The sequence below is a fragment of the Burkholderia stagnalis genome, assembly GCF_902830275.1.
GTDB classification, from domain to species: Bacteria; Pseudomonadota; Gammaproteobacteria; order Burkholderiales; family Burkholderiaceae; genus Burkholderia; species Burkholderia stagnalis.
This window is the reverse complement of sequence record NZ_CADESW010000002.1, coordinates 23,614-39,511: the sequence shown is the minus strand read 5'-3', so window position 1 is coordinate 39,511 and position 15,898 is coordinate 23,614. Positions and strand designations below refer to the sequence as shown.

The window sequence follows — 15,898 nt, the reverse complement described above, 5'->3', positions numbered from 1 at the left end:
TACGCGTGTTTTATCACGGTCCGCACGTCCCGGCGCGCCATCCTGAAAAATTCGGTGCGGGATCGCGGGCGCTTGCCCGCGCGACGCGGGCGGGCCTATGATCCGCGCTTCTCAGCAGATTTCTCACGCAGATTCGGGGGCAGGGCCGATGCAGGTCTGGAAGCGTTGCGCGCTCGCATGGAGCGCAGGGTGGATGCTGGCTTCGTCGGCGTTCGCGGGCGGCGAGCCGGTGCGGATCGCACTGATCGAGGGTATGTCGGGCCCGTTCGCGAACGCGGGCGCCGCGGTCGAGCGCAACTTGCGGTTCGGTGTCGAACGGGTCAACGCCGCCGGCGGCGTGAAGCTGCGCGACGGCGCACATCCGCTCGAACTCGTCGTGCTGGACAGCAAGGGCAGCCCGGAAGAGGCGCTGGTGCAGCTGCGCGCGGCGGCGGACGGGCACGTCGGCTTCGTCGCGCAGGGCAACAGCTCGGCGGTCGCGGCCGCGCTGGTCGCGGCGCTCGACAAGCAGAACGCCCGCAACCCGGACAGCCGGATGCTGTTCCTCAATTACTCGGCCGACGACCCGGCGCTGACGGGCGCGCGCTGCAGCTTCTGGCACTTCCGCTTCGACGCGCACGCGGGGATGCGGATGGCCGCGCTCGCCGACGTGATGGCGCGCGATCGCGCGCTGCACAAGGTCTACCTGCTGAACCAGGACTACAGCTTCGGCCACGATGTCAGCGCGCTCGCGCGGCAGGCGCTGGCCGTCCGCCGGCCGGATGTCACGGTGGCCGGCGACGAATTCCATCCGATCGGGCGCATCAAGGATTTCGCGCCGTATGTCGCCAAGATCCGCGCGAGCGGCGCGGACGCGGTGGTCACGGGCAACTGGGGCAACGACCTGACGCTGCTCGTGAAGGCCGCGCGCGAGCAGGGGTTGAACGCGAAGTTTTACACGTTCTACGGCAACAGCCTCGGCGCGCCGGCGGCGCTGGGCGACGCGGGCGTCGGGCGGGTCGTGGCGGTCGCTGACTGGCATCCGAACGCGGGCGGCGAAAAATCGGATGCGTTCTACCGCGCGTTCCGGACCCGTTTCCCGGCCGCGCAGGATGACTATCCGGTGTTGCGGATGAGCCTGATGATCGAGATGCTCGCGGCGGCGATGAACCGTGCCGGCACGGCGGACCCGGTGGCGGTTGCGCGTGCGCTCGAGGGGCTGTCGTTCGACAACGGGTTCCACGCGTCGCGGATGCGCGCGCAGGATCATCAGCTGATCCAGCCCCTTTACGTGATGGAGATGGACAAGGCCGGCACGCCGGGCGTGCGCTTCGACAACGAAGGGTCCGGCTACGGCTTTCGCACCGTGCTGGCGGTCGCGCCGCAACAGGCGGACGCGCCGTCCACGTGCTCGATGACGCGTCCGTGACAAAGCGGTTCGGATCGGCGCCGAGTTGTGCTAGAATGCGGCCCGGTTGTAAATCACGGCACGGCCATTCTTCCGTGTCCGCCTGTTCAGTTAGAAAGGAAATCACATGTCTGTCGCAGATATCAAGAAGTCGGAAGTCGTTGCTCAGTTCGCACGTGGCACCAATGACACGGGCTCGCCCGAAGTGCAGGTCGCACTGCTGACCGCACGCATCGTGGAACTGACGGGTCACTTCAAGACCCACGCGAAGGATCACCACAGCCGCCGCGGCCTGCTGCGCATGGTGAGCCGCCGCCGCAAGCTGCTCGACTACCTCAAGGGCAAGGATGCCGACCGTTACCGCGCGCTGATCGAGAAGCTGGGTCTGCGTAAGTAAGCGGCGCGATTGCCGTCAGCAAGATGCCTGTGTCAGTGCGCTGATACAGGCATTTTGTTTTTGCGCGGTGCGTAGCGTCACGCGCACCGCGGGCAGGCCGGCCATCTGGCGCCGGGCTGCCCGAACGGTCGATACCGGAGTCGGGATTTGTGTCATTCCAGCGCGGTGCTGTGCAAGCGCCACGCTGGAATGGCATAAAAAACACACCTTGCTCCGGGTGATTCGGCCGGGACGCCGCCGCAACGGTTTGCCGGCGCGGCGAATGTTATGAACGAATCGAAAGGAGCAACCATGTCCATGTTCAACAAGGTCGTGAAGGAATTCCAGTGGGGCCAGCACAAGGTGCGCCTCGAAACCGGTGAAATCGCGCGCCAGGCCAGCGGCGCCGTGATCGTCGACGTCGAGGACACCGTCGTGCTCGCGACCGTCGTCGGCGCGAAGTCGGCGAAGCCGGGCCAGGACTTCTTCCCGCTGACCGTCGACTACATCGAGAAGACCTACTCGGCCGGCAAGATCCCGGGCGGCTTCTTCCGCCGCGAAGGCCGTCCGTCGGAGCACGAGACGCTGACCTCGCGCCTGATCGACCGTCCGCTGCGCCCGCTGTTCCCGGAAGGCTTCTACAACGAAGTGCAGGTCGTGATCCACGTGCTGTCCGTGAACCCGGAAGTCCCGGCGGACATCCCGGCGCTGATCGGCGCGTCGGCTGCGCTCGCCGTGTCGGGCCTGCCGTTCAACGGCCCGGTCGGTGCCGCGCGCGTGGCCTACATCGACAACGCCTACGTGCTGAACCCGACGCGTGACCAGATCAAGGCATCGAGCCTCGACCTCGTCGTCGCGGGTACGGAGCGCGCGGTGCTGATGGTCGAGTCGGAAGCGGACCAGCTGTCGGAAGAAGTGATGCTCGGCGCGGTCGTGTTCGGCCACGAGCAGATGCAGGTCGCGATCGACGCGATCCACGAACTGGTGCGCGAAGGCGGCAAGCCCGAGTGGGACTGGCAGCCGGCGCCGAAGAACGAGGCGCTGATCGCGCGCGTGACCGAGCTGGCGCAGAACGAACTGCTCGCCGCTTACCAGCTCCGCGACAAGCAGGCTCGCTCGACGAAGCTGAAGGAAGTCTACGCGGCGACCTCGGCGAAGCTCGAGGAAGACGCGCAGGCGGCCGGCACGGTCGCAGCCGACAAGGCCACCGTCGGCAACGTCCTGTTCGACATCGAGGCGAAGATCGTCCGTTCGCAGATCCTGAACGGCGAGCCGCGCATCGACGGCCGCGACACGCGCACCGTGCGCCCGATCGAGATCCGCACCGGCGTGCTGCCGCGCACCCACGGCTCGGCGCTGTTCACGCGCGGCGAGACGCAGGCGCTCGTCGTCGCGACGCTCGGCACCAAGGGTGACGAGCAGATCATCGACGCGCTCGAAGGCGAATACCGCGAGCGCTTCATGCTCCACTACAACATGCCCCCGTTCGCGACCGGCGAAACGGGCCGCGTCGGCTCGCCGAAGCGCCGCGAAATCGGTCACGGCCGCCTTGCGAAGCGCGCGCTGGTCAAGTGCCTGCCGAGCGCCGACGAATTCGGCTACTCGATCCGCGTCGTGTCGGAAATCACCGAGTCGAACGGTTCGTCGTCGATGGCATCGGTGTGCGGCGGCTGCCTCGCGCTGATGGACGCCGGCGTGCCGATGAAGGCGCACGTCGCGGGCATCGCGATGGGCCTGATCCTCGAAGGCAACAAGTTCGCGGTGCTGACCGACATCCTCGGCGACGAAGATCACCTCGGCGACATGGACTTCAAGGTCGCGGGCACCGAGCAGGGCGTGACCGCGCTGCAGATGGACATCAAGATCCAGGGCATCACGAAGGAAATCATGCAGGTCGCGCTCGCGCAGGCGAAGGAAGGCCGCATGCACATCCTCGGCAAGATGACGTCGGCGGTCGCGGGTGCGAACACGCAGCTGTCCGAATTCGCGCCGCGCATGATCACGATCAAGATCAACCCGGAAAAGATCCGCGACGTGATCGGCAAGGGCGGTTCGGTGATCCGCGCGCTGACGGAAGAAACCGGCACGACCATCGACATCTCGGATGACGGCGTCGTGACGATCGCGAGCACGAACAGCGAAGGCATGGCCGAGGCGAAGAAGCGCATCGAGAACATCACGGCCGAGATCGAAGTCGGCCAGGTGTACGAAGGCACGGTGCTGAAGCTGCTCGATTTCGGCGCGATCGTGAACCTGCTGCCGGGCAAGGACGGCCTGCTGCACATCTCGGAAATCGTCAACGAGCGTGTGAAGGACATCAACGACTACCTGAAGGAAGGCCAGCAGGTCAAGGTCAAGGTGATCCAGACGGACGAGAAGGGTCGCGTGCGCCTGTCGGCCAAGGCGCTCCTGAATGAAGCGGCGGCAGCGTCGCACACGGATACGCCGCCGCAGCAATAAGCGGACGGGCGTACGAACGGCCGGCGTTGCGAACAGCACGCCGGCCGTTTTTTCTGTAGGATCGTTGCGCACCAGCGGGCGCGCGCTGCCCGCGCTGCGCCCCATGCACCGGGCTGGGGCGCGCAATCCCATCCCGATCCTGGAGTGACGCTCATGAAAGCCATCGAAATCACCGAATTCGGCGCCCCCGACGTGCTGAAGCTCGCGGAACGCCCGCGCCCCGAGCCGCAGCGCGGCGAAGTGCTGATCAAGGTGGCGGCATCGGGCGTCAATCGCCCCGACGTGTTCCAGCGCAAGGGCGCGTATGCGCCGCCGCCGGGCGCATCGGATCTGCCGGGCCTCGAGGTCGCGGGCGAGATCGTCGGCGGCGACCTGTCGGATCCCGCGCTCAATCCGTTCGGCCTGAAGCTCGGCGATCGCGTGTGTGCGCTGCTCGCGGGCGGCGGCTATGCCGAATATGCGGTGGCGCCGCTGCCGCAATGCCTGCCGGTGCCGGCGGGCCTGACCGACATCGAGGCCGCGTCGCTGCCGGAGACGTTCTTCACGGTGTGGAGCAACGTGTTCGACCGCGCGCAGCTCGGCGCGGGCGAGGGCGGCGAGCAGGAGACGCTGCTCGTGCAGGGCGGTTCGAGCGGCATCGGCGTGACGGCGATCCAGATCGCGCATGCGCTCGGCTATCGCGTGTTCGCGACCGCGGGCAATGCCGACAAGTGCCGCGCGTGCGAGGCGCTGGGCGCCGAACGCGCCATCAACTACAAGACGGAGGATTTCGTCGAGGTCGTGAAGTCGCTGACGCACGATCGCGGCGTCGACGTGATCCTCGACATGGTCGCGGGTTCGTACGTGCCGCGCGAGCTGTCCGCGCTCGCCGACGGCGGCCGCCTCGTGCTGATCGCGCTGCTCGGCGGCGCGAAGGCCGAGATCAACCTGAACGAGATCCTGCGCCGCCGGCTGACCGTCACGGGCTCGACGCTGCGGCCGCGCCCGGTCGAGTTCAAGGCGCGCATCGCCGCGCAACTGAAGGCGCGCGTGTGGCCGCTGCTCGGCGACGGGCGCATCAAGCCGGTGATCTACCGCGTGCTGCCGGCCGCCGAGGCCGCGCAGGCGCATGCGCTGATGGAAAGTGGCGAGCATATCGGCAAGATCGTGCTCGATTGGGGCGCAAACGCGTGAGAGGCCATGCGGTCGTGCTTGACATGCGCGGTTTGACCGGTTCAAGCGGTGCGCAGTAAAATCGCGGGTTTGCTTCGCCAGATCCAACCTGACGGCCGGTTTTCGGCCCGTCGATGACGAGACAGACACGATGTCGAAACAGAGAACAAAGCGGGTGATCGGCAACTGGAAGATGCATGGCCGGCTGGCCGGCAACCAGGCGTTGCTGAACGAAGTGGTGCAGGGTGCAAGCGCGGTGCCGGCGGAAACGGCGATCGGCGTGTGCGTGCCGTTCCCGTATCTCGCGCAGGTTCAGGGTCAGCTCGACGGCGGCCGGGTCGCGTGGGGCGCGCAGGATGTGTCCGCGCACGAACAGGGCGCGTTCACCGGCGAAGTGGCGGCGGCGATGGTGGCCGAGTTCGGCGCGCGCTATGCGCTCGTCGGCCATTCGGAGCGTCGCGCGTATCACGGCGAGAGCAGCGAGACGGTCGCCGCGAAGGCGCAGCGTGCGCTGGCTGCCGGCCTGACGCCGGTCGTGTGTGTCGGCGAGACGCTCGACGAGCGTGAGGCGGGTGCGACCGAGCAGGTCGTCGGCGCGCAGCTCGACGCCGTGCTGGCCGTGCTGTCGGCCGACGAGGCCGCGCGCATCGTCGTGGCGTACGAGCCCGTCTGGGCGATCGGCACCGGCAGGAGCGCGACGTCGGCGCAGGCGCAGGACGTGCATGCGTTCCTGCGTGCGCGCCTGGCGGCGAAGGGTGCGGCGGACGTGTCGGTGCTGTACGGCGGCAGCGTGAAGCCGGACAACGCGGAAGAACTGTTCGCGCAGCCGGACATCGACGGCGGCCTGATCGGCGGCGCGTCGTTGAAGGCAGAAGACTTTCTGGCGATCTGCCGGGCCGCGCGCTGAGCGGGCCGGGATCGAATTGAACCATGACGGCGGCCGGCGCAAGCCGGTCGCCCGATACAAGCTCGGGTGAGTGTGATGCTGTATTTGAAAACGCTGATTATTGTGGTGCAGGTGCTGTCTGCGCTCGGTGTGATTGGTCTGGTGCTGCTGCAGCACGGCAAGGGCGCCGACATGGGCGCGGCATTCGGCAGCGGCGCGTCGGGCAGCCTGTTTGGTGCGACCGGCTCGGCGAACTTCCTGTCGCGTACGACCGGCATACTGGCGACGATCTTCTTCGTCGCGACGCTCGCGCTGACGTACCTCGGTTCGTACAAGTCGCAGCCGTCCGCCGGCGTGCTCGGCGCCGCGGCGACTGCCCCGGCGTCGGCGCCGGCTGCGTCCGCGCCGGCCGTTGCGGCCTCCGCGGTTGCGGGCTCGGCGGCGAGCGCCCCGGGCCAGGACGTGCCGAAATAAAAAGTTAAAAAATTTGCGATTGTGCGTTGAACAAATCTTGCGGCCGGGTTAGAATTTAATTCTTGAAGCGATTCGCGGGAAACAAGCAGTTACAACCCCGGTTGCATGCAGTGCCGACGTGGTGAAATTGGTAGACACGCTATCTTGAGGGGGTAGTGGCGAAAGCTGTGCGAGTTCGAGTCTCGCCGTCGGCACCAAAGTTACTCAATGCCAGCCGCTTCACGTGGCTGGCATTTTTCATTTCAGGGGTACGCTTGCGGTTGTCTTGCGATCGCCGGTAGTCCGAAATGATCTCTTCCGCCGGATGGTGTTATTCTCCGGACGCTCAGAACCAACCGATAGAGGATAGCCTTGAACCTCGCAGCCTATTACCCCGTCTTGTTGTTCCTCCTCGTGGGCACTGGTTTAGGTATAGCGCTGGTCAGCATCGGCAAGCTTCTCGGTCCCAACAAGCCTGACGTCGAAAAGAACGCGCCGTACGAGTGCGGCTTCGAAGCCTTCGAAGATGCGCGGATGAAGTTCGACGTGCGCTACTACCTCGTCGCCATCCTGTTCATCATCTTCGATCTCGAGACCGCGTTCCTGTTCCCGTGGGGCGTCGCCCTGCGCGACATCGGCTGGCCCGGTTTCATCGCAATGATGATTTTTCTGCTCGAATTCCTGCTGGGCTTCGCCTACATCTGGAAGAAAGGCGGCCTCGACTGGGAGTGATGGGTTAATCGCCGGTTTGCATAGGCGGCCACGCTTCGCCGCCTGTCTGGAGTGGAAAGCAAATGAGTATCGAAGGGGTCTTGAAGGAAGGGTTTGTCACCACCACGGCTGACAAGCTGATCAACTGGACGCGCACCGGCTCCCTGTGGCCGATGACGTTCGGGCTCGCGTGTTGCGCCGTCGAGATGATGCATGCGGGCGCTGCCCGCTACGATCTGGACCGGTTCGGGGTCGTGTTCCGTCCTAGCCCGCGCCAGTCGGACGTGATGATCGTCGCCGGCACGCTGTGCAACAAGATGGCGCCCGCGCTGCGCCGCGTCTACGACCAGATGGCCGAGCCGCGCTGGGTGATCTCGATGGGGTCGTGCGCGAACGGCGGCGGTTACTACCACTACTCGTATTCGGTGGTCCGCGGTTGCGACCGGATCGTGCCGGTCGACGTCTACGTGCCGGGCTGTCCGCCGACAGCCGAGGCGCTGGTCTACGGCGTGATCCAGCTGCAGGCGAAGATTCGCCGCACCAACACCATCGCCCGTCAATAAAGCCCCGAGCGTCCCCTCAATATGGCAAGCAAAATCGAGACCCTCAAGGCGAACCTCGAAGCCGCGCTCGGCGCGCGCGTGGTGAGCCTCACCGAAGCAATCGGTGAACTGACGCTCGTCGTGAAGGCGAGCGATTACCTCGAAGTCGCGAAGACGCTGCGCGACGATCGCACGCTCGGCTTCGAGCAGCTGATCGACCTGTGCGGCATCGACTACCAGACGTACGGCGACGGTGCGTACGACGGCCCGCGCTTCGCGGCCGTGTCGCACCTGCTGTCGGTGACGAACAACTGGCGCCTGCGCGTGCGCGTGTTCGCGCCGGACGACGATCTGCCGATCGTGCCGTCGCTCGTCGATATCTGGACCTCCGTGAACTGGTACGAGCGCGAAGCGTTCGACCTTTACGGCATCGTCTTCGAAGGTCACCCGGACTTGCGCCGCCTCCTGACCGACTACGGCTTCATCGGCCATCCGTTCCGCAAGGACTTCCCGGTGTCGGGCTACGTCGAAATGCGTTACGACCCGGAAGAAAAGCGGGTCGTCTACCAGCCGGTGACCATCGAGCCGCGCGAAATCACGCCGCGCGTGATCCGCGAGGATCGCTATGGCGGTCTGAAACATTAAGAGGGCGTCATGGCAGACATCAAGAACTACACGCTCAACTTCGGCCCGCAGCACCCGGCAGCGCACGGCGTGCTGCGCCTCGTGCTCGAGCTCGACGGCGAAGTCATCCAGCGCGCCGATCCGCACATCGGCCTGCTGCACCGCGCGACCGAAAAGCTCGCGGAATCCAAGACCTTCATCCAGTCCGTGCCGTACATGGACCGTCTCGACTACGTGTCGATGATGGTCAACGAGCACGGCTACGTGCTCGCGATCGAGAAGCTGCTCGGCATCGACGTGCCGGAGCGCGCGCAGTACATCCGCGTGCTGTTCGACGAAATCACGCGCGTGCTGAACCACCTGATGTGGATCGGCGCGCACGCGCTCGACGTCGGCGCGATGGCGGTGTTCCTGTACGCGTTCCGCGAGCGCGAAGACCTGATGGACGTGTACGAAGCGGTGTCCGGCGCCCGGATGCACGCGGCGTACTACCGTCCGGGCGGCGTCTATCGCGACCTGCCTGACGCAATGCCGCAATACAAGGCGTCGAAGATTCGCAACGAGAAGGCGCTCGCGAGGATGAACGAAGCGCGCAGCGGCTCGGTGCTCGACTTCATCGACGATTTCTTCACGCGCTTCCCGAAGTGCGTCGACGAATACGAAACGCTGCTGACCGACAACCGGATCTGGAAGCAGCGTCTCGTCGGGATCGGCGTCGTCAGCCCGGAACGTGCGCTGCAGATGGGCCTGACGGGCCCGATGCTGCGCGGCTCGGGCATCGCGTGGGACTTGCGCAAGAAGCAGCCGTACGAAGTGTACGACCGCATGGACTTCGACGTGCCGGTCGGCGTGAACGGCGACTGCTACGACCGCTACCTGGTGCGCGTCGAGGAAATGCGTCAGTCCGTGCGTATCGCGAAACAATGTATTGAGTGGCTCCGGAAGAATCCGGGCCCCGTGATGACGGACAATCACAAGGTTGCGCCTCCTTCGCGCGTCGGCATGAAGACCAACATGGAGGACTTGATCCACCATTTCAAGCTCTTCACCGAAGGTTTTCACGTGCCGGAAGGCGAGGCGTACGCGGCCGTCGAACATCCGAAGGGCGAGTTCGGCATCTATCTCGTGTCGGACGGCGCGAACAAGCCGTACCGCCTGAAGATCCGCGCACCGGGCTTCGCGCATCTGGCGTCGCTCGACGAGATGGCGCGCGGCCACATGATTGCCGACGCCGTCACGATCATCGGTACGCAGGACATCGTGTTCGGCGAAATCGATCGCTGATGGTTGCGCCGCCCGTTTGCTTCGGGCGGCGAGCCGTAAGTCACACGCGATGCGCGCCGAACCGGCGCGGCTTCGCAAGCTGTCAACAGTGAGCGCCAGGTCTGCCGTCATGCACCCCAGTGCGGCAGGTTGTTCGTTCGGTAGGAATTGAAAGAGTCGTGTCTGAAAATGATCTCAGCTGAAGGCCTGAAGGAAATCGATCGAGCGTTGACGAAGTATCCCGCCGATCAGAAACAGTCCGCCGTGATGTCGGCGTTGGCCGTCGCTCAGGAAGAGCACGGCTGGCTGTCGCCCGAACTGATGCAGTTCGTCGCGGACTATCTCGGCATGCCGGCCGTCGCCGTGCAGGAAGTCGCGACGTTCTACACGATGTATGAGCTCAAGCCCGTCGGCAAGCACAAGATCACGCTCTGCACGAACCTGCCGTGCCAGCTTGGCCCGCACGGCGGCGCGGAAGCGACCGCCGACTACCTGAAACAGAAGCTCGGCATCGGCTTCGGCGAGACCACGCCCGACGGCAAGTTCACGCTGAAGGAAGGCGAATGCATGGGCTCGTGCGGCGATGCGCCGGTGCTGCTGGTGAACAATCACAGAATGTGCAGCTTCATGAGCCGCGAGAAGATCGACCAGCTGCTTGAGGAGCTCTCGAAATGACGTCCCTCCACGACCGTCACATCAAACCGCTGATCCTCGCTGGTCTGAACGGCGAGAACTGGCATCTCGAAGACTACGTTGCGCGCGGCGGCTACAAGCAGCTGCGCCGCATTCTCGAAGAAAAGATCCCGCCCGAGCAGGTGATCGCCGACGTGAAGGCGTCGGGCCTGCGCGGCCGCGGCGGTGCGGGCTTCCCGACCGGCCTGAAGTGGAGCTTCATGCCGCGCCAGTTCCCGGGGCAGAAGTACCTCGTCTGCAACTCGGACGAAGGCGAGCCGGGCACGTTCAAGGATCGCGACATCCTGCGCTGGAATCCGCACGCGCTGATCGAAGGCATGGCCATCGGCGCCTACGCGATGGGCATCACCGTCGGCTACAACTACATCCACGGCGAGATCTTCGAAGTGTATCGACGCTTCGAGGCAGCGCTGGATGAAGCGCGCGCGGCCGGTTTCCTCGGCGACAACATCATGGGCTCGGAATTCTCGTTCCAGCTGCACGCGCACCACGGTTACGGCGCGTACATCTGCGGCGAGGAAACGGCGCTGCTCGAGTCGCTCGAAGGCAAGAAGGGCCAGCCGCGCTTCAAGCCGCCGTTCCCGGCGAGCTTCGGCGTGTACGGCAAGCCGACCACGATCAACAACACCGAGACGTTCGCCGCGGTGCCGTTCCTGCTGTCCATCGGGCCGCAGAACTACCTCGAGATCGGCAAGCCCAACAACGGCGGCACGAAGATCTTCTCGGTGTCGGGCGACGTCGAGCGTCCGGGCAACTATGAAGTGCCGCTCGGCACGCCGTTCGCGACGCTGATGGAGCTCGCCGGCGGGATGCGCGGCGGCAAGAAGATCAAGGCCGTGATTCCGGGCGGGTCGTCGGCGCCGGTGATCCCGGGCGACATCATGATGCAGACCGATCTCGATTACGACTCGATCGCGAAGGCGGGCTCGATGCTCGGCTCCGGCGCGGTGATCGTGATGGACGAGACGCGCTGCATGGTGCGCTCGCTGCTGCGCCTGTCGTACTTCTATTACGAGGAATCGTGCGGCCAGTGCACGCCGTGCCGCGAAGGCACCGGCTGGCTGTATCGCGTCGTGAATCGCATCGAGCACGGCGAAGGCCGCCAGGAAGACCTGGACCTGCTGAACTCGGTTGCCGAGAACATCATGGGCCGCACGATCTGCGCGCTCGGCGATGCGGCGGCGATGCCGGTGCGGGGGATGCTCAAGCACTACTGGGACGAATTCGCGTACCACGTCGAGCACAAGCACTGCATGGTCGGCGGCCACGCGCACGCGGCGGCGGCCTGACGCGAAGCACCCGGTTGCGGAATTTGAGCGCACGGTCGGGCGAATGCGCGAACGAGCGGAAATAGGTTAAGGACCATTCACCATCATGGTTGAACTTGAAATAGACGGCAAGAAGGTCGAGGTGCCCGAAGGCAGCATGGTGATCCAGGCTGCGCACAAGGCGGATACGTACATTCCTCACTTCTGCTATCACAAGAAACTGTCGGTTGCGGCCAACTGCCGGATGTGTCTCGTGGAAGTCGAGAAGATGCCGAAGGCCGTGCCTGCCTGCGCGACGCCCGTGTCGGCCGGCATGATCGTCCACACCCAGTCCGACAAGGCGGTGAAGGCGCAGCAGTCGGTGATGGAATTCCTCCTCATCAACCACCCGCTCGACTGCCCGATCTGCGACCAGGGCGGCGAATGCCAGCTGCAGGATCTCGCGGTCGGCTACGGCAAGTCGTCGTCGCGCTATTCCGAAGAGAAGCGCGTGGTGTTCCACAAGAACGTGGGCCCGCTGATCTCGATGGAAGAAATGTCGCGCTGCATCCACTGCACGCGCTGCGTCCGCTTCGGCCAGGAAATCGCCGGCGTGATGGAGTTCGGCATGCTGGGCCGCGGCGAGCACTCGGAAATCACGACGTTCGTCGGCAAGACGGTCGATTCCGAGCTGTCGGGCAACATGATCGACCTGTGCCCGGTCGGCGCGCTGACCAGCAAGCCGTTCCGCTACAGCGCCCGCACGTGGGAACTGTCGCGCCGCAAGTCGGTGAGCCCGCATGATTCCGTCGGCGCGAACCTCGTGGTGCAGGTCAAGAACAACCGCGTGATGCGCGTGCTGCCGTTCGAGAACGAAGCGATCAACGAATGCTGGATCTCGGACAAGGACCGCTTCTCGTACGAAGGCCTCAACAGCGACGAGCGCCTGACCAAGCCGATGCTGAAGCAGGGCGGCCAGTGGATCGAAACCGACTGGCAGACCGCGCTCGAATACGTCGCGAAGGGCCTGAAGGGCATCAGCGCGGATCACGGCGCGAACGCGCTGGCGATGCTCGCGAGCGCGCACAGCACCGCTGAAGAGCTGTTCCTTGTGAAGCAGCTCGCGAAGGAGCTGAAGACGCCGAACGTCGACTTCCGCCTGCGCCAGCTCGATTTCTCGGCGCCGCTCCAGGGCGCGCCGTGGCTCGGCATGCCGATCGCCGAACTGTCGAACGTGAATGCCGCGTTCGTGGTGGGCTCGTTCCTGCGCCGCGACCATCCGCTGTTCGCCGCACGCCTGCGCCAGGCCGCGAAGGCCGGCGCGAAGCTCCATTTCCTGCACGCGACCGGCGACGACGCGCTGATTCCGACCGCGCAACGCATCGTGGCGGCACCGTCGGCATGGCTCGACGCGCTGGCCGGCGTGGCTGCGGCCGTCGCGCAACTGCGCGGCGTCGCGCTGCCGGACGCGCTGGCAGGCGCTACCGCATCGCCGGCGGCCCAGCAGGTTGCGCAGTCGCTCGCGAACGGCGAACGCCGCGCGGTGCTGCTCGGCAACGCAGCGGTCCGTCATCCGGAATTCGCGAAGCTGCATGCGCTCGCGCAGTGGATCGCCGACAACACCGGCGCGACGTTCGGCTTCCTGACCGAAGCGGCGAACACGGTCGGCGCGCACGTCGTCGACGCGCTGCCGGGCGAGGGCGGCCTGAATGCACGCGAAGCGTTCGCGCAGCCGCGCAAGGGCTACGTGCTGCTGAACGTCGAGCCGGAATTCGACACCGCCGAGCCGGCGCAGGCGCTGGCCGCACTGAACCAGGCGGAGATGGTCGTCGTGATGTCGCCGTTCAAGCACGGCCTCGATTACGCCGACGTGCTGCTGCCGATCGCGCCGTTCACGGAAACGTCAGGCACGTTCGTCAACGCGGAAGGCTCGGTGCAGGGCTTCAACGGCGTCGTGCGTCCGCTCGGCGACACGCGCCCGGCCTGGAAGGTGCTGCGCGTGCTCGGCAGCCTGCTTGGCCTGCCGAACTTCGAATACGAGACGGCGGAAGAAGTGCGCATCGCGGCGCTCGGCGAAGCCGGCGTGGCGGGCCGCCTGTCGAACAAGACGTCGGTCGCGCCCGTGCGCGGCGCGGCGCCGGCCGCGAACGGCGGCTTCGAGCGTCTCGCCGATGTGCCGATCTATCACGCCGACGCGCTGGTGCGCCGCGCGGGTGCGCTGCACCTGACGGCCGCGGCGAAGGCGGCGAACGCCGCCGGCCTGCCGGCCGCGCTGTTCGACAAGCTGGGCTTGAAGGAAGGCGACGCGGTGCGCGTGCGCCAGGGCGAGCGTGCGGTGCAGTTGCCGGCCGTGCGTGACGAGAATCTTGCGGAGACGGTCGTTCGCGTGTCGGCGGCGACGCCTGCCGGCGCAGCGCTCGGCAGCCTGTCCGGTGAACTGGTGGTGGAGAAGGCGTAAATGAGCTTGTTCGATACGATCAACTCGGGCGGAGCCCAGCTTCTCGGCATCGCATGGCCGACGGTGTGGGCGCTCGTGCGCATCCTCGTCGTCGCCGTCGTGATACTGCTGTGCGTGGCGTACCTGATTCTGTGGGAACGCAAGCTGATCGGCTGGATCCACGTGCGTCTCGGCCCGAACCGCGTCGGCCCCGCCGGCCTGCTGCAGCCGATCGCCGACGTGCTGAAGCTGCTGCTCAAGGAAGTGATCCAGCCGACCGCGGCAAGCCGCTGGATGTACCTGATCGCACCGGTCATGACGGTGGTGCCGGCGTTTGCGGTGTGGGCGGTGATCCCGTTCCAGGCTGAAGCGGTGCTCGCGAACGTCAACGCGGGCCTGCTGTACGCGATGGCGATCTCGTCGATCGGCGTGTACGCGGTGATCCTCGCCGGCTGGGCGTCGAACTCGAAGTACGCGTTCCTCGGCGCGATGCGCGCGGCGGCACAGATGGTCTCGTACGAAATCTCGATGGGCTTCGCGCTGGTGCTCGTGCTGATGACGGCCGGCAGCCTGAACCTGTCGGAAATCGTCGGCTCGCAGCAGCACGGCTTCTTCGCGGGCCACGGCGTCAACTTCCTGTCGTGGAACTGGCTGCCGCTCTTGCCGGCGTTCGTCGTCTACTTCATCTCGGGCATCGCCGAAACGAACCGCCACCCGTTCGACGTGGTGGAAGGGGAGTCGGAAATCGTTGCCGGCCACATGATCGATTACTCGGGCATGGCGTTCGCGCTGTTCTTCCTCGCCGAGTACATCAACATGATCGTGATCTCGGCACTTGCCGCGACGCTGTTCCTCGGCGGCTGGGATGCACCGTTCGAATTCCTGTCGTTCATCCCGGGCATCTTCTGGCTCGTGCTGAAAGTCTTCGCGCTGCTGTCGGTGTTCATCTGGGTTCGCGCGACGTTCCCGCGTTACCGCTACGACCAGATCATGCGTCTGGGCTGGAAGGTGTTCCTGCCGGTGACCGTGATCTGGGTGGTCGTCGTCGGTTTCTGGATCGTGTCGCCGCTCAACATCTGGAAATAAAGGTCGGACGAAATCATGACGGCAATCCAACATTTCTTTAAGACCTTCTTCCTGACCGAGCTGCTGAAGGGGCTTGCGCTGACCGGGCGTTACGCGTTCCGCCGCAAGTTCACGGTGCAGTTCCCGGAAGAGAAGACGCCGATCTCGCCGCGCTTCCGCGGGCTGCACGCGCTGCGCCGCTACGAGAACGGCGAAGAGCGCTGCATCGCGTGCAAGCTGTGCGAAGCGGTGTGCCCGGCGATGGCGATCACGATCGAATCGGAAACGCGCGCGGACAACACGCGCCGCACGACGCGCTACGACATCGACCTGACGAAGTGCATCTTCTGCGGTTTCTGCGAAGAGAGCTGCCCGGTCGATTCGATCGTCGAGACGCAGATTCTCGAGTACCACGGCGAAAAGCGCGGCGACCTGTATTTCACGAAGGAAATGCTGCTCGCGGTGGGCGATCGCTACGAGAAGGACATCGCCGCGGCGAAGGCTGCCGACGCGCCGTATCGTTGATTGTGTTTGCAGTGCCGGCCCGGCAGGAACGGGCCGAGCCGCCGCGACGGGTGCGGCTCGCGAGAGCGTTCCGCAAG

15 protein-coding genes and 1 tRNA gene are annotated in these 15,898 nt (G+C 65.6%); all 16 read left to right on the top strand.

Going from position 1 to position 15,898, the window contains the following annotated elements:
- The first annotated feature begins 148 nt into the window (after window positions 1-148).
- The 16 genes from HWY45_RS03955 (at window position 149) to nuoI (ending at window position 15,821) form a co-directional block, all read left to right on the top strand.
- A complete protein-coding gene (locus tag HWY45_RS03955; protein WP_059883903.1) occupies window positions 149-1,408 on the top strand; it encodes a branched-chain amino acid ABC transporter substrate-binding protein in 1,260 nt (419 codons plus the stop codon).
- A 106-nt stretch (window positions 1,409-1,514) separates the two neighbouring features.
- Window positions 1,515-1,784: a 30S ribosomal protein S15 gene (gene rpsO, locus HWY45_RS03950; protein ID WP_006398792.1), complete on the top strand. Its 270-nt coding sequence runs from the start codon at window positions 1,515-1,517 to the stop codon at window positions 1,782-1,784.
- Between the two features lie 291 nt (window positions 1,785-2,075).
- Window positions 2,076-4,223: a polyribonucleotide nucleotidyltransferase gene (gene pnp / locus HWY45_RS03945; RefSeq protein WP_059566260.1), complete on the top strand. Its 2,148-nt coding sequence runs from the start codon at window positions 2,076-2,078 to the stop codon at window positions 4,221-4,223.
- Window positions 4,224-4,376: 153 nt separating this feature from the next.
- Window positions 4,377-5,396 (top strand): NAD(P)H-quinone oxidoreductase, encoded by a 1,020-nt coding sequence (locus tag HWY45_RS03940; protein WP_059883902.1) that lies wholly within the window; start codon window positions 4,377-4,379, stop codon window positions 5,394-5,396.
- Window positions 5,397-5,526: 130 nt separating this feature from the next.
- Window positions 5,527-6,282: a triose-phosphate isomerase gene (gene tpiA, locus HWY45_RS03935; RefSeq protein WP_059566259.1), complete on the top strand. Its 756-nt coding sequence runs from the start codon at window positions 5,527-5,529 to the stop codon at window positions 6,280-6,282.
- A gap of 75 nt (window positions 6,283-6,357) precedes the next feature.
- Entirely contained in the window at window positions 6,358-6,735 is a 378-nt protein-coding gene (secG, locus tag HWY45_RS03930; protein WP_059883901.1) for a preprotein translocase subunit SecG, read from the top strand.
- Window positions 6,736-6,847: 112 nt separating this feature from the next.
- Window positions 6,848-6,932, top strand: a tRNA-Leu gene (locus HWY45_RS03925).
- 154 nt (window positions 6,933-7,086) lie between these two features.
- The gene (locus HWY45_RS03920) at window positions 7,087-7,446 is read left to right on the top strand and encodes an NADH-quinone oxidoreductase subunit A (RefSeq protein WP_006398798.1); all 360 of its coding nucleotides are present in this window, start codon (window positions 7,087-7,089) and stop codon (window positions 7,444-7,446) included.
- Between the two features lie 62 nt (window positions 7,447-7,508).
- Window positions 7,509-7,988, top strand: coding sequence for a NuoB/complex I 20 kDa subunit family protein (locus HWY45_RS03915; RefSeq protein WP_006398799.1), 480 nt, complete (start codon window positions 7,509-7,511; stop codon window positions 7,986-7,988).
- Between the two features lie 21 nt (window positions 7,989-8,009).
- Entirely contained in the window at window positions 8,010-8,612 is a 603-nt protein-coding gene (locus HWY45_RS03910; protein ID WP_059883900.1) for an NADH-quinone oxidoreductase subunit C, read from the top strand.
- Between the two features lie 9 nt (window positions 8,613-8,621).
- Window positions 8,622-9,875, top strand: a complete 1,254-nt coding sequence (locus HWY45_RS03905; RefSeq protein WP_059566256.1) for an NADH-quinone oxidoreductase subunit D — start codon at window positions 8,622-8,624, stop codon at window positions 9,873-9,875.
- Between the two features lie 168 nt (window positions 9,876-10,043).
- The gene (gene nuoE / locus HWY45_RS03900; protein ID WP_006478266.1) at window positions 10,044-10,529 is read left to right on the top strand and encodes an NADH-quinone oxidoreductase subunit NuoE; all 486 of its coding nucleotides are present in this window, start codon (window positions 10,044-10,046) and stop codon (window positions 10,527-10,529) included.
- Window positions 10,526-11,836: an NADH-quinone oxidoreductase subunit NuoF gene (nuoF, locus tag HWY45_RS03895; protein ID WP_006478267.1), complete on the top strand. Its 1,311-nt coding sequence runs from the start codon at window positions 10,526-10,528 to the stop codon at window positions 11,834-11,836. Before nuoE ends, nuoF begins: the two co-directional genes overlap by 4 nt.
- An 85-nt stretch (window positions 11,837-11,921) precedes the next feature.
- Window positions 11,922-14,252, top strand: a complete 2,331-nt coding sequence (nuoG, locus tag HWY45_RS03890; RefSeq protein ID WP_059566254.1) for an NADH-quinone oxidoreductase subunit NuoG — start codon at window positions 11,922-11,924, stop codon at window positions 14,250-14,252.
- A complete protein-coding gene (gene nuoH, locus HWY45_RS03885) occupies window positions 14,253-15,317 on the top strand; it encodes an NADH-quinone oxidoreductase subunit NuoH (protein ID WP_059883899.1) in 1,065 nt (354 codons plus the stop codon).
- Between the two features lie 15 nt (window positions 15,318-15,332).
- Complete coding sequence (gene nuoI, locus HWY45_RS03880) at window positions 15,333-15,821, top strand: NADH-quinone oxidoreductase subunit NuoI (protein ID WP_010091199.1); 489 nt, start codon at window positions 15,333-15,335, stop codon at window positions 15,819-15,821.
- The last annotated feature ends 77 nt before the right edge of the window (window positions 15,822-15,898 follow it).

Coding starts and splice junctions, on each gene's coding strand:
- nuoE (WP_006478266.1), top strand. CDS start 10,044: ATGATCTCAGCTGAAGGCCTGAAGGAAATCGATCGAGCGTTGACGAAG.
- nuoI (WP_010091199.1), top strand. CDS start 15,333: ATGACGGCAATCCAACATTTCTTTAAGACCTTCTTCCTGACCGAGCTG.
- HWY45_RS03910 (WP_059883900.1), top strand. CDS start 8,010: ATGGCAAGCAAAATCGAGACCCTCAAGGCGAACCTCGAAGCCGCGCTC.
- tpiA (WP_059566259.1), top strand. CDS start 5,527: ATGTCGAAACAGAGAACAAAGCGGGTGATCGGCAACTGGAAGATGCAT.
- HWY45_RS03940 (WP_059883902.1), top strand. CDS start 4,377: ATGAAAGCCATCGAAATCACCGAATTCGGCGCCCCCGACGTGCTGAAG.
- HWY45_RS03905 (WP_059566256.1), top strand. CDS start 8,622: ATGGCAGACATCAAGAACTACACGCTCAACTTCGGCCCGCAGCACCCG.
- nuoG (WP_059566254.1), top strand. CDS start 11,922: ATGGTTGAACTTGAAATAGACGGCAAGAAGGTCGAGGTGCCCGAAGGC.
- HWY45_RS03955 (WP_059883903.1), top strand. CDS start 149: ATGCAGGTCTGGAAGCGTTGCGCGCTCGCATGGAGCGCAGGGTGGATG.
- nuoF (WP_006478267.1), top strand. CDS start 10,526: ATGACGTCCCTCCACGACCGTCACATCAAACCGCTGATCCTCGCTGGT.
- rpsO (WP_006398792.1), top strand. CDS start 1,515: ATGTCTGTCGCAGATATCAAGAAGTCGGAAGTCGTTGCTCAGTTCGCA.
- nuoH (WP_059883899.1), top strand. CDS start 14,253: ATGAGCTTGTTCGATACGATCAACTCGGGCGGAGCCCAGCTTCTCGGC.
- pnp (WP_059566260.1), top strand. CDS start 2,076: ATGTCCATGTTCAACAAGGTCGTGAAGGAATTCCAGTGGGGCCAGCAC.
- secG (WP_059883901.1), top strand. CDS start 6,358: ATGCTGTATTTGAAAACGCTGATTATTGTGGTGCAGGTGCTGTCTGCG.
- HWY45_RS03915 (WP_006398799.1), top strand. CDS start 7,509: ATGAGTATCGAAGGGGTCTTGAAGGAAGGGTTTGTCACCACCACGGCT.